Origin of the sequence: Scleromatobacter humisilvae (genome assembly GCF_023231945.1) — a bacterium.
Lineage (GTDB): Bacteria > Pseudomonadota > Gammaproteobacteria > Burkholderiales > Burkholderiaceae_C > Scleromatobacter > Scleromatobacter humisilvae.
The window spans coordinates 381,273-400,241 of record NZ_JAJLJH010000003.1 but is presented as its reverse complement, the minus strand read 5'-3'; the positions used below and the strand labels follow the sequence as shown (position 1 = coordinate 400,241).

20 protein-coding genes and 1 pseudogene are annotated in these 18,969 nt (G+C 69.4%); 12 read left to right on the top strand and 9 right to left on the bottom strand.

Annotated elements, in window-relative coordinates; all coding sequences use genetic code 11:
- Positions 1-127: 127 nt before the first annotated feature.
- The 4 genes from LPC04_RS14910 to dnaE form a co-directional block, all read right to left on the bottom strand.
- Positions 128-592, bottom strand: coding sequence for a VOC family protein (locus LPC04_RS14910; protein ID WP_275683040.1), 465 nt, complete (start codon positions 590-592; stop codon positions 128-130).
- A 113-nt stretch (positions 593-705) separates the two neighbouring features.
- A complete protein-coding gene (locus tag LPC04_RS14905; RefSeq protein WP_275683039.1) occupies positions 706-888 on the bottom strand; it encodes a hypothetical protein in 183 nt (60 codons plus the stop codon).
- 327 nt (positions 889-1,215) lie between these two features.
- Positions 1,216-2,826: a tetratricopeptide repeat protein gene (locus LPC04_RS14900; RefSeq protein ID WP_275683038.1), complete on the bottom strand. Its 1,611-nt coding sequence runs from the start codon at positions 2,824-2,826 to the stop codon at positions 1,216-1,218.
- 554 nt (positions 2,827-3,380) lie between these two features.
- Positions 3,381-7,154: a DNA polymerase III subunit alpha gene (gene dnaE / locus LPC04_RS14895; protein ID WP_275683037.1), complete on the bottom strand. Its 3,774-nt coding sequence runs from the start codon at positions 7,152-7,154 to the stop codon at positions 3,381-3,383.
- A gap of 350 nt (positions 7,155-7,504) precedes the next feature.
- Here dnaE and LPC04_RS14890 point away from each other — a divergent pair, with 350 nt between their 5' ends.
- The 8 genes from LPC04_RS14890 to LPC04_RS14855 all read left to right on the top strand — a co-directional run bounded on the left by LPC04_RS14890 (position 7,505) and on the right by LPC04_RS14855 (position 11,012).
- The gene (locus LPC04_RS14890) at positions 7,505-7,957 is read left to right on the top strand and encodes a GNAT family N-acetyltransferase (RefSeq protein ID WP_275683036.1); all 453 of its coding nucleotides are present in this window, start codon (positions 7,505-7,507) and stop codon (positions 7,955-7,957) included.
- On the top strand, positions 7,954-8,361 hold the full coding sequence (locus LPC04_RS14885; RefSeq protein WP_275683035.1) for a ribosomal maturation YjgA family protein: 408 nt from the start codon (positions 7,954-7,956) through the stop codon (positions 8,359-8,361). The genes LPC04_RS14890 and LPC04_RS14885 overlap by 4 nt, the downstream gene beginning before the upstream one ends.
- A gap of 7 nt (positions 8,362-8,368) precedes the next feature.
- The gene (locus LPC04_RS14880) at positions 8,369-8,956 is read left to right on the top strand and encodes a methyltransferase family protein (RefSeq protein ID WP_275683034.1); all 588 of its coding nucleotides are present in this window, start codon (positions 8,369-8,371) and stop codon (positions 8,954-8,956) included.
- A gap of 18 nt (positions 8,957-8,974) precedes the next feature.
- A complete protein-coding gene (locus LPC04_RS14875) occupies positions 8,975-9,505 on the top strand; it encodes a CcdC protein domain-containing protein (protein WP_275683033.1) in 531 nt (176 codons plus the stop codon).
- Between the two features lie 13 nt (positions 9,506-9,518).
- Positions 9,519-10,091 (top strand): hypothetical protein, encoded by a 573-nt coding sequence (locus LPC04_RS14870; protein ID WP_275683032.1) that lies wholly within the window; start codon positions 9,519-9,521, stop codon positions 10,089-10,091.
- Between the two features lie 23 nt (positions 10,092-10,114).
- Positions 10,115-10,495 (top strand): VOC family protein, encoded by a 381-nt coding sequence (locus tag LPC04_RS14865; RefSeq protein WP_275683031.1) that lies wholly within the window; start codon positions 10,115-10,117, stop codon positions 10,493-10,495.
- 8 nt (positions 10,496-10,503) lie between these two features.
- On the top strand, positions 10,504-10,710 hold the full coding sequence (locus LPC04_RS14860; protein WP_275683030.1) for a DUF3565 domain-containing protein: 207 nt from the start codon (positions 10,504-10,506) through the stop codon (positions 10,708-10,710).
- A 116-nt stretch (positions 10,711-10,826) separates the two neighbouring features.
- On the top strand, positions 10,827-11,012 hold the full coding sequence (locus LPC04_RS14855; protein ID WP_275683029.1) for a hypothetical protein: 186 nt from the start codon (positions 10,827-10,829) through the stop codon (positions 11,010-11,012).
- A gap of 90 nt (positions 11,013-11,102) precedes the next feature.
- Here LPC04_RS14855 and LPC04_RS14850 read toward each other — a convergent pair whose 3' ends face one another.
- Positions 11,103-11,480, bottom strand: coding sequence for an NIPSNAP family protein (locus LPC04_RS14850; protein WP_275683028.1), 378 nt, complete (start codon positions 11,478-11,480; stop codon positions 11,103-11,105).
- 14 nt (positions 11,481-11,494) lie between these two features.
- The gene (locus LPC04_RS14845; RefSeq protein WP_275683027.1) at positions 11,495-11,917 is read right to left on the bottom strand and encodes a PaaI family thioesterase; all 423 of its coding nucleotides are present in this window, start codon (positions 11,915-11,917) and stop codon (positions 11,495-11,497) included.
- A 240-nt stretch (positions 11,918-12,157) separates the two neighbouring features.
- Here LPC04_RS14845 and LPC04_RS14840 point away from each other — a divergent pair, with 240 nt between their 5' ends.
- From LPC04_RS14840 to LPC04_RS14825, 4 genes and pseudogenes are all read left to right on the top strand, one after another.
- Positions 12,158-12,352, top strand: coding sequence for a hypothetical protein (locus tag LPC04_RS14840; RefSeq protein WP_275683026.1), 195 nt, complete (start codon positions 12,158-12,160; stop codon positions 12,350-12,352).
- Between the two features lie 156 nt (positions 12,353-12,508).
- Positions 12,509-12,976 (top strand): annotated as a pseudogene (locus tag LPC04_RS14835) (lytic transglycosylase domain-containing protein); the annotation flags it as partial.
- 173 nt (positions 12,977-13,149) lie between these two features.
- The gene (locus LPC04_RS14830; RefSeq protein WP_275683024.1) at positions 13,150-14,385 is read left to right on the top strand and encodes a type IV pilus twitching motility protein PilT; all 1,236 of its coding nucleotides are present in this window, start codon (positions 13,150-13,152) and stop codon (positions 14,383-14,385) included.
- Positions 14,386-14,750: 365 nt separating this feature from the next.
- Positions 14,751-15,053: a GrpB family protein gene (locus LPC04_RS14825; RefSeq protein ID WP_275683023.1), complete on the top strand. Its 303-nt coding sequence runs from the start codon at positions 14,751-14,753 to the stop codon at positions 15,051-15,053.
- A gap of 464 nt (positions 15,054-15,517) precedes the next feature.
- On the opposite strand, the gene LPC04_RS14820 is transcribed toward LPC04_RS14825, so the two are convergent.
- The 3 genes from LPC04_RS14820 to LPC04_RS14810 form a co-directional block, all read right to left on the bottom strand.
- Positions 15,518-17,131 carry a hypothetical protein gene (locus tag LPC04_RS14820; protein WP_275683022.1) on the bottom strand — a complete coding sequence of 538 codons (1,614 nt, stop codon included), beginning with the start codon at positions 17,129-17,131 and terminating at the stop codon, positions 15,518-15,520.
- 67 nt (positions 17,132-17,198) lie between these two features.
- On the bottom strand, positions 17,199-17,768 hold the full coding sequence (locus LPC04_RS14815; RefSeq protein ID WP_275683021.1) for a type 4 pilus major pilin: 570 nt from the start codon (positions 17,766-17,768) through the stop codon (positions 17,199-17,201).
- A gap of 107 nt (positions 17,769-17,875) precedes the next feature.
- Entirely contained in the window at positions 17,876-18,919 is a 1,044-nt protein-coding gene (locus LPC04_RS14810; protein WP_275683020.1) for a hypothetical protein, read from the bottom strand.
- Positions 18,920-18,969: the final 50 nt, after the last annotated feature.

Genomic DNA, 18,969 nt, shown 5'->3' with positions numbered 1-18,969 from the left:
GTTTCCTCCCATTTGGGCGGTGAGCGCACCGTCCCTTCTTGTGCCCGCGATTCTGCACGGGCGCGTCCTGCCTTGGCGGGGGCGCACCCACCCATGTCAGCCCGATTCGGCAAACACGTCGACGAGGTCACGGCTGTGCGGGACGCTTCGGCTCCCAGAGCTCGATCTTGTTGCCTTCCGGATCGAGGATCCATGCGAAGCGGCCGTTCGTGTCGTCATCGCTGCGCTTGATCACCTCGACGTTTTTCGCATGCAGGCGCGCGACGATCGCGTCCAGGTCGTCGACCGAATAGTTGATCATGAAGTTGCTCGTCGACGGGGCGAAGTAGCTGGACGACGCGGCGAATGCGCTCCAGGCCGCGGCGGGCGGATGGTTCGGCGCGTCGTAGTGCAGCGCGGCGCCGCCCCAGGCCTGCACCGGCATGCCCAGCACGTCGCGGTACCACGCCACGAGGGCCTTGGGATCCTTGGCCTTGAAGAAGACGCCACCGATGCCGGTGATGTGGCCGGGGGCGTCGGCGGGTGCGGCCTGGGCCGAACCCACTGTCATCAGCACGCCGAGGCACAGTGCCAGGAAAGTTCGAATCGTCATCAACGGACTCCTTGCAACGCGGGTTGTCGCTGCACGATTCTAGGCATGCGGGACGCGGGATGCGGCGCGCCAATCGCTCGATTTCGGGTACCGAAAGCGCGGGGACGACCGGATCACGGCGTGGAGGCCAGCAGCTTGCGCAGCATGTTCTGGCGCGACGTGTCCGGCTTGCAGGCCACGTAGCGCTCCAGCACGAGCAGCAGTTCGAGCCATCGCCCGAGGAAGACGGCACCACGCCGCAGCGCGGCCTTCTCCGACGCCCAGCGCCCGTCGCATTCGGCCAGCGCCGCCCGCACGCATGGGCTTCGGACCAGCAGCCTGCGCACAGCATCCTTCGCTGACCGATGCTGGCCTTCTTGACTTCGAACGCGCGCTTCTGATCCTGCGCCGTGAAGACGCACGCGGCCTGGCAGGCCAGCACGCGTAGGCAATGTCCATGTATTCGCGCTGGAAGTGCGCCGCGACGGACTGCTGGCTTTGGCGCGACCACTGCGTCGGATCCGCAGCAATCGAGGTGTCGCGTGTTGTCTGGTCGAACGAGCGCCGGCGGGATGTCGCGACGGGTCGCTTCGCCGAAGCCGGCGAGCGGCCGCGCTTGCCGCCTGCCGGCTTCTGCACGCTCGTCAGCGCTGCGTCGCCGACGGCGGCACGATGGCGTGGCCATCGGTGCCGTTGTTCGACGCGTTGCCGTTGCCCGTGGCCGGGCCGAGCGCGTTCGCGCCGGGCGGTCCGGCGATCGAGTCGAGCACGGTCAGCACGTTGGGATTGCTTCTGAACGCAGCGAGCAACTGCTGGCTGCGCGCGCGATCGGCGGCCGACAGCTTGGACGGGTCGAGCGTGGGCAGTTCCTCCGCGCTGGGCGGCGATGCTTCGCGCGCCAGGCTCTGCAGCGCGACGCCGGCCGCGAAATCGGCGCGCGGCACGCCTCCCAGGCCGTTGGCCACCATGTAGCCAAGGTTGTGGCGCGCCGGCGCGAGGCCCTGTGCCGACGCGGCGCGGAAGCCGCCGAGCGCGGCGGCGTCGTCGCGCGTGACGCCCTTGCCGCGCGCGTACAGCAACGCGAGATGGTTGCGGGCGGGCGCGTTGCCACGCGCCTCGGCCAGGCGATACCAGCGCTGGGCCTCGGCGGCGTCGACCGGCTGGCCGCGACCCTCCTCCGCCATCCAGCCGAGGTTGTCCATCGCGAAGGCGTTGCCCTTGCGCGCGGCGAGCTTGAACTGGCGCAACGCGGCGGCGTCGTCGCGCGTGACACCCAGCCCGTTGGTGAGCATCCAGCCGAGGTTGTTCTGGCCCGACGCGTTGCCCTGCGCGGCGGCCTTCTGGTACCACTCGACGGCCTGCTTCTCGTCGGCGATCACGGCGTCGCCGGCGGCGTACATCAGCCCGAGGCTGACCTGCGCGGGCGCGTAGCCCGACTCCGCGGCCTTGCGGATCCAGCGCTCGGCCCCGGCCGGGTCGCGCGGCGCGCCACGGCCGTTGAGTTCGGCCATGCCGAGGTTGTGTTCCGCGGTCGGATCGCCCTGCGACGCCGATACCCGCAGCCAGCGCAGCGAGGCTTCCGGGTCGCGTGGCACGCCGCGGCCCTCGCTGTAGACCCAGCCGAGCGCGCTCTGCGCCCGCGCATCGCCCTGGTCGGCCGCGGCCTGGTACCAGTGCAGCGCGGCGGCGTCGTCACGGTCGACGCCCTGGCCGTTCGTGTAGAAGACGCCCAGCCGGTACTGCGCCACCGCCAGGCCCTGCTTCGCGGCGAGCGTGGCCCAGTGCGCGGCCTGCGCGTCGTCTTGCGGCACGCCTCGGCCGATCAGCGACATGTAGGAAAGATTGCTCTGCGCGGTCGGCTCGCCCTGCTCGGCCGCCTTGCGATACCACTTCGCGGCCTCCTCGAAGTCGCGCGCGACGCCCTTGCCCTGCTCGTACAGGAAGCCGAGATTGGTCTGTGCGCGCGCATCGCCCTGGTCGGCCGCCTTGCGGAACCAGCGCGCCGCGATAACCGGATCGGCCGCGACGCCATACCCCCGCAGGTACATGTCGGCAAGCGCCAGCTGGGCGTCGCGATCGCCCTTCTCGGCCGCCGGCTGGAACTCGCGCAACGCCGTCGCATAGTCGCCGCGACGACCCGCCTCGTAGCCCTCGGCCGTCCCGGCCCGCGCGCCCGCACAGGCGAGCGCCAGCATCAGCGCCATGCCGGCGACGACGCCCGCATGGGCAGGAGAGGTGCGAGGCGTGCGGGCCATGCCGGACGCCGATCGATTCGACCGGCGCGCCAGGCGCATCGGGGCGGTTGGGGCTGGGCAGGCAGGCAATGGATTCATTTCGGGCGGAAGTCCTCGGAGGATGTTAGCGCGAAGGATCCGGGGGCGGAGGCCGAAGCGGACGGCGAGGCCGGACGCGGCAGTCGAGTCGCTCGGCAACCAGCCAGCGCCAAGCGTTCGCCGCGTGAGGGGCAGGCTCGAAATTATCGACGCGCACCACGCTCCGGCCCTGAGGGATTGCGTTCGGCCGTCGTGGGCATGCGACACGAGACGAGGGATGGCGCGCCCACGCCGGGTCGTGCGCGCAACGATCCGCAACTTGCCTGCGCGACGGCCTGGTTGGCGATCGGGCGGGATGACGGGATGGCGTCGAGCCGGACGTCGACGGGTGCGCGCGGTGATGCGGCTGGGAACTGATGGCCGGCGGTTCGCGGAAAGTCGGCGGCGCGCGGCGTCCGTCCTCGCGGCAGGCAACGGCCGGGCCGTGGCACATCGCGAGTGCGCGGCGATCGATGCGTGTTCCATGTGCCTGCGCTTCAGTGGAAATCCCGGCTGCGCGTGACCAGCCCCTGCAGCATTGGCGAGTGATCCACCAGCGTCTTGGCCACCAGGTGACGCACCTCGCCTTCGCGCTGCCAAACGCCGTAGACCGTCAGCAGCGACGCCGCCAGCAGCGGCTTGCGCTGGGCCGCGGCCACCGCGGGCCAGACGATCACGTTGACGCTGCCCGTCTCGTCCTCCAGCGTCACGAACACGACCCCCTTGGCGGTACCGGGCTGCTGGCGGTGCGTGACCAGCCCGCTGGCGCGCGCGAGTTGCCCCGGCCGGTACTCCGCGTTGAGCAGCGCCGCCTGCTGCACCTTGAACGGCGCCAGCGCCGGACGCAGCAGCGCCAGCGGATGGCCCTTCAGCGACAGGCCCAAGGCGCGATAGTCGGCCAGCACGGCGTCGCCGAGGCTCAACGACTCGAACTCGGGCTCGGCATCCTCGACCGTGCGCGTGGCCTTGAGCATGGGCGTGGCGCGGGTGTCGACGCCGGCGACGGCCCAGATCGCGTCGCGCCGCTGGCCGGCCAGCCCGGACAACGCATCGGAGGCCGCGAGGCATTGCATCGAATGCGAATCGAGCTCGGCGCGCCGAGCGAGATCCTCCACGTTGGCGAACGGCGCCTGCGCCCGCGCGGCCATGATGCGCCGGCCCTCGTCCTCGCCAATGCCGCTCACGCGATTCAGGCCAAGCCGCACCGCGCACTGGCCGCCCGGGATCGCGCGCTCCGCGCAGGCCGGCACCGCCTCGTGCGGCGCCTGCGGCTCCAGCGTGGAGTCCCAGTCGCTGATCGTGATGTCCACCGGCCGCACCGCGACGCCATGCGCGCGCGCGTCGCGCACGAGCTGGGGCGCGGCGTAGAAGCCCATCGGCAGGCTGTTGAGGAGCGCGGCCAGGAAGGCGTCGGGATGATGGCGCTTGATCCATGCGCTGACGTAGACCAGCAGCGCGAAGCTGACCGCATGGCTCTCCGGAAAGCCGTATTCGCCGAAGCCCTGGATCTGCCGAAAGATGGCCTGGGCATATTCCGGGTCGTAGTTCTTGGCCACCATGCGGCTGATCAGCTTCTCCCTGAATGGCTCCAGGCCGCCTTTGCGCTTCCAGGCCGCCATCCCGCGCCGCAACTGGTCGGCCTCGCCCGGCGTGAAGTCGGCCGCGAGGATGGCCAGTTGCATCACCTGCTCCTGGAAGATCGGAACGCCCAAGGTGCGCTTCAGTGCCGTTTCCGCCTCGTCGCTCGGATAGGTGACGGGCTCCTTCTGCTCGCGCCGCTTCAGGTACGGATGCACCATGCCACCCTGGATTGGCCCGGGCCGGACGATGGCAACCTCCACCACCAGATCGTAGAACTCGGCAGGTTTCAGCCGTGGCAGCATGCTCATCTGCGCGCGGCTTTCCACCTGGAAAACGCCCACCGAGTCGCCGGTGCACAGCATGTCGTAGACCGCCTTGCACTCCGCGGGAATGTCCTGCAGGCTCGCTTCGGAATCGAGCTGGACGCGCTCAGCCACGATGCCCATGCAGGCCGCTGCCCCGGCGCTGGAAAAGGCATTCGAAGTGCGCCTGATGCGGGTGCCGCTGTTGCCCGAGCGGCCGCTGGACGGACCGTCCGCGCGCAGCCGGATCTCGACCTGTTCCTGCCGCTTCGCCTCGAGGAACCACTCCGGCGGCGGCGGCCCCGGCATCACCTGGCGCATCTTCTCATCGACGAACAGGAGACCTCGCCGGAGTGCGCTGAGCATGCCCAGCGCCAGGATGTCGACCTTGAGCAGCTTGAGGACGTCGAGGTCGTCCTTGTCCCACTGGATCACGGTGCGCTTGTCCATCGCGGCGTTCTCGACCGGCACGTACAGCGCCACATCGTCCTTGGCGATGACGAAGCCGCCGGGGTGCTGGCTGAGATGACGCGGCTGATTGCGCAGTTGCAGGCTCAATGCCATCCACTGAAATCCCAGCCGAGAATCCGGATCGAAGCCGTGCTCCTTGAGCGACATGGCGAGCCGTTCCGCCGCGCTGCTGGGCGCCGCGTCGCCACCGACGTGATGCAGCGAGCGCGTCACGGCATCGATGCGATCGAGGTCGATGCCCAGCGCGCGTCCCACGTCGCGCACCGCCGACTTCGTCCGGTAGCGAATGATCACGCCGGTGAGCGCCGCACGATGGCGCCCGTACTTCCTGTACAGGTACTGGATCACCTCTTCCCGGCGCTGGTGCTCGAAGTCGAGATCGATGTCGGGCGGCTCGCCGCGCTCCTCGCTGATGAAGCGCTCGAACAGCACCTCGCGGACGAAGGGATCGACCTCGGTCACGCCCAGGCAGAAGCACACCGCGGAGTTGGCAGCGCTTCCGCGGCCCTGGCACAGGATGCCGTTGGCCCGCGCCCAGGCGACGATGTCGGCCACCGTGAGGAAGTAGGCCTCGTACTTCAGGCGCTCGATGACCCCGAGTTCGCTCTCGATCAGCTTTTGCACCTTCTCGGGCACACCTGCCGGAAAGCGCTTGGCCGCACCGGCCTCGGCAAGCTTGCGCAGCCAGCTGGTGGGCGTCTCGCCAGCCGGGACGATCTCCTGCGGATACTCGTACTTCAACTCGCCCAGCGAGAACTTGCAGCGTCCCGCGATCGCCACGGTCTCGGCCAGCCACTCGGACTCGCACACGGTCTGCAGGCGCGACCGCGAGCGCAGGTGCGCCTCCGCGTTGGGCGCCAGCGCGTGCCCGCACTCGGACACGGTGCGCCGCAGGCGCGTGGCAGTGAGGACATCCTGCAAGGGCTTGGCGGCGCGCGTGGCCATCACCACGTCGCCGACGGCGGTGATGCGCAGGCCGGTGGCGGCGGCCACGGCCTTCACGCGTTCGCGGATCTCGTCGTCGTCGCCCTGCATCAGCAAGGGCATGGCCAGCCAGACACGGTCTTCGCCGATCCACGTCTTGAGCCATTGCGCCTGCGCGAACAGCGATTCGAACGACAGCACCGTGGACGGCCGCGGTGGTGGCAGTGACCTGGCAACGCGCCTGGCCTTGGACGGCGGAGCAAGTTTGGGAGGTGTCGGCGGCTCGAGCGGGCCGTCCCCGCTGGGGCCGTCGCGGGCCTCGCGCGTCTCGCGCCCGCGCGGGCGCCCGGCGCCGGGCGAGTTCGACGCGATCGCCGCCGCCGCACTCGCCCGCGCGGCGGCGATCACGCTCAGGCCGGACAACTGGGCGTTGACCGGAGCAGCGCCTGCCGACGGGCCTGATCGACGCTCCGGCGACCCGTCGTGGACCCCGACGCGCACGCTCGAACCCGCCGTGCCGCTCGATGCGCCGGGTTCCAGCGCGCCCAGCGGCACCGGGCCAGCCGTGGGCAGCAGCAGCACGAGACAGTCGGGCAGGCCTGCCAGGTGGGGCATCGTGGGCACCTGACCCCGCAGGTCGCCGGTACGGGCGTCGTAGTGCCCTTTCTCCGCACGCCGGCGCGCCACGGAGATCCACTGCGACAGGTTGCCGTAGCCGCGCCTCGTGGTGGCCAGGATCACCAGGCGCATCGGCACGCCGCCGACCGTGGGCTCGAGCCGCATCTCGGCACCGACGATGAGCGGGAACTTGAGTTCGTTGGCCTGCTCGTACGCATGCACCACGCCCGACAGCGAACACTCGTCGGTGACAGCCAGCGCGGTGTAGCGCAGCGCGGCGGCGCGCTCGACCAGTTCCTCGGGCGACGAGGCGCCGGTGAGGAAGCTGAAGTTGCTGCGGCAGTGCAGTTCGGCGTAGGCGGATAGCGTGGCCATGGCGGAGAGACGGTGGCGACCCCGCAGGCCGGAACCTGCGGCGGGCAATGACAGGGAGCGGGCGAGGATCGCTCCGTGCGAATCGGACGCTGCAGGCTGCAGCGAGACTCGTCGGCGAAGCGACATGGCTCTTGCGCGAGGCACGAGCGACGGGGTGCGCGGCTATGCGCTGACGTCCGGCGAACCGGGCGTGATTCGTACCGCGACAGGGAGTGGCGGCCTGTCGTCGAGCACTGTGATTAAATACAGTCTAGGCCTCGGCGGCGGCCAATGCAAGCCCTGTTGCAAGCGCCGCCGGACACCTGCGCAGAAAGCCCCAGAATGCGCCTTTTCGCACTCGGCGATGCCCCATGCCCATTCCTGTCGACCTGATCCCCTATCGTCCGGAATTCCGCGAACGCCTGGTCGACCTGTGGCGCGCCAGCTTCGCGCTGGGCGTCGGCGCGCCGGTGCCCAATCCGCGCGACGAGCACCTGCGCTACCTCGACGAACACGTCCTCGTCGAGACCAGCGTGCAGCTCGCGCTGCGCGACGGCCAGCTCGTCGGCTTCGGCGCGTTCACGCCGGAGTCGGTGATGCAGCTCTACGTCCACGTCGACCACCTCGGCCAGGGCATCGGCACGCGGCTGCTGGAACACGCGAAGGCCGCGTCGAACGGCAAGCTGTGGCTCTACACCTTCGTCACCAACACGAACGCGCAGCGCTTCTACGAGCGCCACGGCTTCGAGATCGTCGAGCGCGGCTTCGAGCCCGTGATGCAACTGGGCGACCTGCGCTACGAATGGCGGCGAGCCGGTCGATGAGCGCGGCGGCCGACGCGTCGCGCCGCCGGCTCGCGGCGCTGGCCGCGATGCTGGCCACGATCGCTCTCGGCCTGGCCTCGCGCCATTGGCCCGACGCGCTGCCGTCCGCGCTCGGCAAGTATCCGGGCGATGCGCTGTGGGCGCTGATGGTGCTGTTCGGCTGGCGCGCGCTGCGCCCGCGGGCGCGCACGCGCGACGTTGCGCTGCTGGCGATGGCCACCAGCGTCGCCGTCGAAGTCGCCAAGCTTTGGCAGGCGCCGTGGATCGTGGAGTTCCGCCACACGGCCGTGGGCCATCTGCTGCTGGGGCAGGTGTTCTCGTGGCAGAACCTCGTGGCCTACGGCGTCGGCGTGCTCGCGGGCATCGTGCTCGATCGGCTCCTGCTTCGCATCGCTGCTGCATGATCGCCGCATGACGCCCGAGCTCGATTCGCTGCTGCACCGCTGGCTCCTTCCCGCGCTGTGGGCGGCGTGGGCGGCCTACTGGTGGGTCGCTTCGCTCGACGTCAAGGAGACCGCGCGCCGCGAGCCGTTCGTGTCGCGGGCGCTGCACCTGGGGCCGATGTTCCTGGCCGCCGCGATGCTGTGGTCGCCGCGCCTGGACGTGCTCGGGCTGGAGACGCGCTTCATTCCGTGGGCGTCGTGGGAGTTCTGGCTCGGCGTGGCCATGACCTGCGGCGGCCTCGCGTTCGCCATCTGGGCGCGCCGCACGATCGGCCGCAACTGGAGCGCGATCGTCACGCTGAAGCAGGATCACGAGCTCGTCACCAGCGGCCCCTACGCGCTGGTGCGCCATCCGATCTACACGGGGCTGCTGCTCGGCTTCCTCGGCTCGGCGATCGCGCTGGGCCAGTGGCGCGGACTGCTGGCGGTGGCCATCTTCACCCTGGCCGCGTTGCGCAAGTACCGCCTCGAGGAACGCTGGATGCGCGAGCGCTTCGGCGTCGCCTACGATGCGTACCGGGCGCGCGTGAAGGCGCTCGTGCCATTCCTCTTCTGAGACCGGATCCGCCTGCAGATGCCCGCCACGCTTGACACCCACTTCCTCATCGTCCTCGCGTTCGCCGCGCTCGTCGTGTGGCGCGTCTATGCGCGCATCCGCCGCGTGGTCGGACGCCAGCGGCTCTCGAAGGTGCGGCCGTGGATCACCGTCGTCGTGTTCCCGCTGATCTTCGCGCTGCTGCTCGCGACCAACCTGGCGCATCCGGCCACGGCCGTCTTGGCGCTGGCCGGCGCGGCCGTCGGCGCCGGCCTGGGCGTGCTGGGCACGCGGCTGACGAAGTTCGAGGTGACGCCGGCGGGGCTGTTCTACACGCCCAACGCGCACCTGGGCATCGCGCTGTCGCTGCTGCTGGTGGTGCGGCTCGCATGGCGTTTCGTGATGCAGCAGACGGCCGGCCGCGGCCTTGATCCGCAGTCGATGCAGATCGGCAGCAACCCGCTGACGATGGCGATCTTCGGCACGCTGGCCGGCTACTACGTGACCTACGCGATCGGCCTGCTGCGCTGGCGCGCGCGCGTCAGCGAGCAGGCGGCCGCCGAACGCTGATACGCTCCGGGCGATGAACCTCACCATCGCATCGGCTCTCGCCGCCGCCGGCCTGGCGCTCGCCCTCACCGGTTGCGCCTCGCCCGACACCGCCAAGGGCGCGGCCAGGGAAGGCGTCCAGTTGCAGAAGGCCGTCGAGGCGCCGCTGGCCGATCTCAACCTAGTGCAGGAGAAGATCCCCGGGGTGCTGGAGGCCGCCGTCAAGGCGCCATACGCGTTGCCGTCGCAGCGCGACTGCCCCGCCCTCGCCAACGAAGTGCGCGCGCTCGACGGCGCGCTCGGCGCCGACCTCGACACCCCGCCCACCGCCGCCGATCCCGGCCTGCTCGAACGCAGCTCGAACATGGCGGGCGACGCGGCAAACGACGCGCTGCAGGGTGCCGCCCAGAGCGTGATCCCGTTCCGCGGCTGGGTGCGCAAGCTCGATGGCGCGGAGCGTCATTCGAAGGAAGTCGCCGCGGCGATCGCCGCCGGCTCGGTGCGCCGGGCCTTCCTCAAGGGCGTGGGCCAGACGCTGGGCTGCCGGGCGCCCGCCGCGCCACTGCAGGCCCTGGCCGCGTCCGCCGTGTCCACGGCGAAGAACTGAAGGCGTCTCGCCGGGAGCATGCCATGCTGAGCCAGACCCCGCTCGTCTGCTTCATCGCCACCGCCGACGCCGACCGCGCTCGCGATTTCTACGAAGGCCAACTGGGGCTGGCGTTGGTGCAGGACAACGGCTACGCGCTGATCTTCGACGCCCACGGCACGCAACTGCGCATCCAGCGCGTGCAGGCCGTGGCGCCGCACCCGTACACGGCGCTCGGCTGGGCGGTGGACGACCTCGCCGCCACCGTGCGCGCGCTAGCCGCCTGCGGCGTGGCGATGGCGCGCTTTCCCGGCCTGCCGCTGGGCGCCGACGGCATCTGGGACACCCCCGACGGCTCGCGCGTGGCGTGGTTCCAGGATCCGGACGGCAACACGCTGTCGATCCACCAGCCGCCGAAAACGTAGACGCCGGAATGGACAGGCCCATCGTCGGCTTCCACCTCGACGAGCAGGGCGACTGGGTCGCCGAACTCGCCTGCGGCCACGACCAGCACGTGCGCCACGATCCGCCCTGGACGAACCGGCCCTGGACGCAGACGCCGGAGGGCCGCGCGGCCGTGCTCGGCCGGACGCTGGCCTGCCGCAAGTGCGACCAGGACGCGGCCGCCGACCGCGCCTGAACCGCATTCCCGCCGTTTAACCCCGCCGATTGCCACCGGCGCCGCGTGCATTTCCCATGATGCTCCTGCAGCCCACGCGCTATCGGGTATCGTGTGGGATCCACTGAAAGGAAACAATGGCGAAGCCAAACTATTCGTACGAGAAGCGCCAGCGCGAACTCGAGAAGAAAAAGAAGAAGGAAGAGAAAGCGTTCAAGAAGTCGTCCGGCGGTGGCGGCAGCAGCGGCAACTCGAACGACACGACCGGGCAGGAACAACCGGCGGCCGCCGGCACGCCCGAAGGCGAAGCGCCCGCGGCTTGAAGCGGGTACCGCGCGCATGAGCGAGCCGGCGCGCAGGCGCTGGCCTCGTGCGCCGACGCGCTCGCACGCGGCGGATGCCTGTGCGTTGTCTCAGGCGACCACGGACGGCGGCGGGTTGCCCGCCCGCAGGTCTGCGATGGCGGCCGGGCCCAGCCACAGCAGCGTGTCGACGTAGGTTTCGATGCGCGACACCAGCGATTCGCGCGGCCCCTCGCGCCACGGCGCGGAGCCGTAGAACTCGTCTTCCTGCGCCGTCAACTCGGCCAGGCTCGCGAACGAGCGCACCAGGAAGTAGCCGTTGTCGTCGTTGGGCACGGGGCCGTGCGTCACGACGTCCATGCCGTAGGCGCGCACCATCGGCAGCGCGTCGTGGGTCACCGCGGCGTGGAAGTCGTCGCGCGTGCCGGGCTTGAGGCGATAGGCGCGGATCTCCACCAGGCGGCGCGCGTCGTCGTCGATGGCGCTCATGTCGGCGTCTGCGTTCAGGCCGACTGTGGCCACAGGATCATCTGCGTGCAGCGGAACAGCGCCACCGTCCTGCCCGTCTCGCGATGCGTGACGACCGCGTCCCAGACCTGCGTGGTGCGCCCGCGGTGCTGCGCCGTGGCGACGCAGTCGAGCGTGCCCTCGCGCGCGGTGCCGAGGAAGTTGGACTTCAGCTCGATCGTCGTGAAGCCGGTCGCTCCCTCGGGCAGGTTGACGATGCAGGCGTAGCCGCAGGACGTGTCGGCCAACGTCACGACGCTGCCGGCATGCAGGTAGCCGTTGGGCGCCATCAGCTTCATGGCGACGGCCATCTCGGCGCGCACTTCGGTGGCATCGGCGTGCGTGATCGCGACGCCCAGGTGGCCAGGCAGGCACTCGGCACCCATGCGGTTGAGTTCGACGACGGAAGGGGCGGTCATGATGGCGTGGCCGATGGCGAGTGGGCGATGCGCCATTCTGCTCGACCTCGCGCGGAACTGCCTTGCCGGGAAGATGCCCTCTGGAGGGCAAGGGCGTCCGCTGACGCGCCGGCACATCCTCGCCCGACACGGTCCGTCGGCCAATCCCGGCGGTTCGTCGGACGATGGTTGACCCGTTGGCGCGATCGTCGCATCGTGGCGACATCCGAGGCCTTCAAGCCCGTCCTTCGAGAACCTGCCATGTTCACGTTCATCCTCTGGTGCCTGCTGTTCGTCTTCTGCTGGCCGCTGGCCCTGCTTGCACTCGTGCTGTACCCGATCGTGTGGCTGCTGTCGCTGCCGTTCCGGCTCGTGGGCATCAGCGTGAGCGCGGTGTTCGCGCTGCTGACGGCGCTGCTGTTCCTGCCGGCGCGGGCGCTGGGACAGCGCCGCTGAGGCGACCCGCACCGTCCGTGCGGAACGTCTGAATTTCGGCGCGGGCGACCAAATCGCCGAAAACCTGCGATTTGGCGCAGGAGAGATCCGAGACGGCGCTCCCAGAATCGGGTCGTGCCCTCCCAATCGATACTCCGCCCTGCTCGAAACCGAACGATCGCGCCACTGCGCGCGGCGCTCGCCGCTGCACTCTGCGCGGCCATCGCGACGGCGCACGCGGATTGCATCGACGACGCGGCCGCGCGGCACGGAGTCAACAGCCTGGTCTTGCGCGCCATCGGCTGGCAGGAAAGCCAGTTGCAACCCGCGGCGCTGGGGCACAACGCCAACGGCAGCGTCGACGTGGGGGCCTTCCAGATCAACAGCGTCCACTTGTCCGAGCTGGGTCGCTACGGCATCGCTCGCGCCGCGCTGTTCGACGGTTGCGTCTCCGCCGAAGTGGCGGCCTGGCACTATCGGCGCCAGATCGACCAGCACGGCGACAGCTGGCAGGCCGTGGGGGCCTACCACTCGCGCACGCCCGCCCGCGCCGCCTGGTATGCCAACCAGATCGCCAGCCTCCTGATGCGCTGGCACGCGATGCCGGCCAGCGTCCTGCCGTTCCCGGCCGATCGCAGGTTGGCACCCGGACGCCCACCGCCACCTCCAGTGTCGTCGACCGGGCCATCACCGTCCTCGAAGCTCGTGAACGCCGCTCCGCCACGCGACGGCGAAGCCCTCGGTGTGTTCAGCGAGATCGCCTACCTTCCGCCCGCGCATTGAGCGCGCGCTTACAGCCTTCCTCCCAACAGGCCGCCATGACCGACATCCCCACGCTCCAGCAACCGCTGCAGTTGCCCTCCGACAAGCAACACGGCATCGGCGCCGCGGTGAAGCACGCGCTGATGTTCGCGCCGTCGATGACCGACATCATGATCCACGAGGGACAGGTCATCCGCGCCAAGTCCGCGCGCGGCACCTTGCCCTTGCACCAGCTGTTCTCGGCCATCCCGCCGTTCGTCGTCACGCGCGAACACATCGTCACCTACCTCGCCGGCTACGTCGACGGCGCCGCGCGGCATCACCGCGACGACCGCGGTCACCAGCAGTCCGTGCAGGACTACTGGGACACGCGCATCAAGCCCGTGCTCGCTCGCCAGCGCTCCGTCAACATCCGGCTCGACGGCCGCGGCGGGCATTCGCTGCGCTACAGCCTGTTCATGCACGGCACGGGTGAGCTCGCCCTGGTGATGCGCATCACGCCGCCGGACATCACCGCGCTGACAAGCCTCAGCCTGCCGCACAACCTGGTCTCGACGCTCACCGAGTCCACCAGCGGCTTCATCGTCATCACGGGCCCCACCGGCTCGGGAAAGAGCGAGACGGCGATGTCCATCCTCGACTGGCACAACGCCCACCATTCCGGCCACATCCTCACCATCGAGGATCCGGTCGAAAAGAAGATCGCGCCGCGCAAGTCCATCATCACGCAGCGCGAGGTGGGCTACGACGTGCTCAGCTTCGCCGACGGCATGCGCGAGGCCCTTCGCATGAGCCCCGACGTGCTGCTCACCTCCGAGATCCGCGACGCCGAGACCGCCGAACAGGCGATCCAGGGCGGCGAATCCGGCTCGCTGATGATCGCGACGACGCACGGCAAGTCCGTCACCGGCACCATGCGCAAGATCCTCTCCTACACCGGCACCAGCGCCGACGTGATGCGCTCGGTGCTCGCCGGCAACCTGATCGCCGTCGTGCGCCAGGCGCTGGTGCCGTCCAAGGATGGCAAGCGCTACCTGATGGCGGCCGACGTGCTGTTCAACACCGGCAAGGTGACGCAGTACATCGAGCGTGGCGACTGGATCGGCCTCGAGAGCGCCATCCGCGAGGACAATCGCCTCGGTGCGAGCGAATGGGTGCCGATGAACAACCGCCTGGTCGAACTCGTGCGCCGCGGCGAGATCGAGGCCAGTGAGGCGATGCGGGAGACCTCCGACATTCCGACCTTGAAGCGCAAGCTGGCAGCGGCCGGGCCGGCGTCGCTGGCGCGCTGAGAGCCTTCGTCGTCACTGCATTGATACTTCCTTCGACGAAGGCGGAGATCGACCTGCCCAGTCGTCGAGGCCGGACAGTCATCGCCGCCGCGGCGGCGACCGGGAAGGTTCGGCACGAGATATCGCGCCCGCGATGACCGTCGGCTCGGACAATCAGGCTCGCGCAGTCCGCGCCACGAGTGTCTGGGCCGCATGTTTGACGAACAGTCACTCGCTGTGGCAATCGACGAGGCGCGCGCAATCTCGCATGAGACGAGGCCGCCTGGCCGGATCAGTGGGCCGTCACGTCCCACCAAGCGGCCGCGCTCGCGCATGCCGCGAGCGCTGGTCATCGTCGACGCGCCAATGGCCTGGTTGTCTTCGCGTTGACGGCGGACAAGCCGCGTGAGATCCGTGCCGACGGCTTCACGGCAATTGCGCAGACCGGCGGCACGCCCGGATCCCTGGCTCACGGCCAAGCCGCCTTCGACGTCACTGCGACCGGCGACTCATTCGCCGACGCGACGCGTATCGCCTTTTCGGCAAGCGCGATCCGCTCCGCGAGCTCGCGCCCAGCCTTCGCGGCGACAGAGCACATCGCAGGTACGGCGGTCTTCGTGCTCCCGCTCAAGCCCATCATCGAGATCGTCGTGGCCGTCCAGCGCTCGCTGGAAGTGCCGGCGTACTGACTCCCTGGCAAGCGTGATCGGCGCGGCCAGGTCGCGCACTACGCGTTCGTGGCGATCGAGCGCCTCATTGCCACCGCGGCCTCCTACTCGCGATCGAGGCCGTCACCGAAAGCACGGCAGCCATCGAGTCGCTCTCCGGCGGGAGTGTGCCGATCGTTCGGCGCTGAGAAAGCGCCCGCACGATATCGACAGAATTCACGCGTCGTTGGTCGATCGGAGCAAGCGGGATGCGGCGGTCAGGCTGGCGTCGGACAGCTCCCACATCGCCATCGCGAATGGCAAACCGCAACACCGCTGCCTCTCCATCCGCAACGCCTTGCGCGACGCGGCCGCATTGCCCACACCAAGCATCGTTCTCGATTGGCACGCGCCGCGCCGATGACGAGGCCCGCAATGCCGGCAATCGAGAGGCGCTCGGCCGAGGGAGTTGACGAGGCGCAGCTGTCGAGATTCCACTCTCTGCCTCAGGGATAGAGACAGTACACCTCGGCCACGACGTTGCTGGTCGTCGGGGCGCCCGTGCCGTCGGTCAGCGAGATCGTCCAGCCGGAGCCCGTCCACGTCGCGTTCCGATTCAGCACGGGATTGCCCGGTGTCTCGGAGTCCGTTTGTGGCAGCAAGAAGATCGTGGCCTGCGGCGCGACCGGGCTGGATGTCGCGGGGCATCCGTTTGGCAACGCGATCGCGGCCGCGATGAAATCGCCGTGGTGCACGGCAAAGCCTGCCATGTAGACGCGCGACGAGGTCAGCCATGACTGGCTCGCGTAATAGCCACCGCGACACAGCAACGCATCGGCGGTCGTGGAATCGACGGCCTGCAGCCCGGGCGTCGCGCACGCCGCACCCAGTCGCGCGTAACGCGCGGTCGCGCGAAACGTCGCTCCTTGGCAGGTAGCCAGTCCCCCCGACGCCATCATCGCGACCTGTCCAGAACTGCACGCATCGCCCTCGTTGACGCTGGCCGACAAGGTCAGGCGCTGCGCCGTCACGGCGCCGGTGGCCACCAGGTCGTTGCCGGCCGTCACGTCGCCATTGGCCGCGACCCGCAGCAACGCGGTGCCCGTGGGATTGCGCACGAACAGGTCGCCGGCCTTGACGACCAATGCGTGCGGATCGTCCGCCGCGAACGCCGTCATCGCCGCGGTGGACAGGCCGCCGTCCGCGGCGACGTTGCCGCCTGTCACCAGGCCGGTGGCAGCGATCGTCGTCGTGCGGCCCGACGCGTCGCGGAAGACGCCCGTGGTCGCCGACAGCGAGCCGCTGCACTGGATGTCGACCACGCCGTCCGGCCTCAGCGAGACGCAGGCGGCGCCGCTGGCGTCTCGCACGTCGACGGGTTGGCCATCGACCTGCAGTGCGGAGCGGAACTCGCTGTGCGTCGTGCCATCGCCGAACAGCGTGTTGCCGGCGACGGTGAGATTGCCCAGCAGGCTGGGGTCGCGCGTGTCGCCGATGCGCACGAACTGGCCGAAGCCGGACGAGGCCGTGCCGACGCGGATCGCGACGACACCGGCAGGCTGCCCGGCGACCGGGTTGTCCAGGCTCCATGTCTTGCCGAACCCCTGGATGTGCGTCGGATCCATCGGCAGAGAAACGCCCGAGTCGGCTCCGATGCGTGCCAGGATGGGACCGATCACCGCGCTGTCGCTGTCGCTCGGACCGCTGCGGATCGGCCCCTCCAGGACGATGTGGCCTTCGATGTTGCACGCGGCGGCGACACAACCCGCGGGGACGCGAGTGATGGCGATCGCGTAAGGCGCGTCGTTCAGCGTGGAGGTCGTCGCGGTCCAGCCGGCCGGCAGGTAGCCCATCGCCACCAGTTGCTGGATGGTCGGCCGCCAGACGAGCGCGCCATCGACGTCGACTGGGATGACCGTCACGCCGCCCTTGCCGAAGGCCGCTCCGCTCTGGATCAGCCCCATGCCGTCGAAGATGGCGTTGTTGGTGGCGCCGCGCAGGTTGTCGAGGATCGTTGCCTCGCCGTTGCCCGCCTCATGCTTGGCCTGCAAGCGGTTGCCCTGGATGACGCCCACGGCCCCGAGCGCCGAGATCAGCAAGCCCAGCAGTGCGAAGACCACGGCGTTGCCGCGCCGGCGGCTACCGCCCGTGCTGGCAAGAGACGGAACGCGAGGCGACGGCATGGCTTCAGGTGCGGCCGAACACGAAGTCGATCCCGACGCTGGCCGCTGACGTGCATTGCGTATTGACCTTGGCGACATCGATGACACCGTCCAGCGGCTTGACGTCCGTCGTGCCGATGGTGATGCGACGCGCGAGACTTTGTGCGCCATTGATCAACTGCGTGCACTGAGTGGCCGGCACGTTGGCATAGCTCAGCTTGGCGGTGCTGGGCGTGGCGGCCGAGTTGTCGACGAGCGTGATCGCACCGGAGTAGCTGTTCGTCGCCGTCGTGCCGCCCGCGTCAGCACGGGTGTCGGGAATCACGCGGGAGCCCACCGCCACGGCGGTCGTCAGGCCGCTGTAGCCGTATTGCCCGTAGTTCTGCTGCGCGCCGCCGATGATGGCGCTGATCTCGCTGATGGTGCCTTGCACCTGCGCGTTCGCCTGGGAGTTCTGGTAGTAGCCGATGCCAAGCGCCAGCACGATGCCACCGATGACGAGGCCCAGCATGCTGAACACGAGGGCATTGCCGCCTTGGCGGCGTCGGGACGAAGCCGTGCGTGCGGCACGGCGTTGGGAGTGGAACATCTTCATTTCTCCTCTGGCTTTCGGAATGGACGCTTGGTCGTCCGGGGACTGCACGCGCGCGGGAATCCGTGCGTGTGCGCGGGAAGGCGCGCGGCGGTGCGCGACGCCGACATTCAGTGCTGCGGATGCTCCGCGTCGTAGATCGCGCGCAGCGTCATCAGGTTGGACGGCTCCATCAGCGAAGCGAACTTGCCGGGCACCGTCATCGACGCAACGCCCATGAAGGTTGCCACGGAGGCGAACAACCCGACGAGCGCGAAGTTCGCGATTACGGCCGCTTTTTTCACCCGCGCCAACACGCGTTCGCCTTCGGATGTGCCCAGTTGGATCAGGACGTCCGAAAACGACGCGCTGGAGCGATTGAGCGTGGCGGCACGCGAAAGCAGATGTGACGACAACAGGCCGCGGCGAAAGGCGTCGAGCGTCGCGGTCGGGTTCTCGTCCAGGGCGTCGACGACGCGTCCCAGGTGCCATCTCATCCACGGCGAGGCGCGTTGCGTGACGTCATCAATGCTGCCTTGCAGGGTTTCGCCTGTCTTGAGCATCATTGCCATCGAGCTGAAAAGCATGCCCGCCTGGAAATCGCGATAGAGGCTGTAGACCGGCCAAGCCTCGACGCACAGGCGCAAGGGCCCACGCCACCGAGGCAGCGACCAGAGCATGGCGGCCAACGCCAGGCCAAGCGCGAGCAGCGTCTGCGTTCCCCAGGCCTGCGCGAAGATCGCGACGGCCTTCGCCCAGCCATTGATGCCCTCCCACAGAGCTTCCTGCGCGTACACGGGCGTGGCCTCGTCGATGACCAGGATCACCTTGCCGAGCACCACGATCAGGGCGTAGCAGATCGGGATCGTCATCGCGGGCAACGCCGAATACGACAGCGTCAGGCGCAGCATCTGCTGTTGCTTGTCGATGGCATCGGCGAGCGCATTGAGCGCCTGCGGCTTGTCGGCCGCGCGGTCGACGGCAGTCAACAGCATCGCGTCGGAACGCGGCACGACGCCCTCGAGCAGGTGCGACACCCGGCTGGCGTGCTCGCCGTCCTGGTGCCGATGCAACACGATGCGCAGCGCGCGCGCCCGGCTGCGTTGCCGCGTGAGGTTCGCGTTGGCGATCTCCCCTTCGAGGAAGCTCACCATCGCCTCGTTGCGCTGGTACATCTCGGCGAAATCGCGGTAGAACTCGGCGCGTCTCGACCGGAACTCGATCA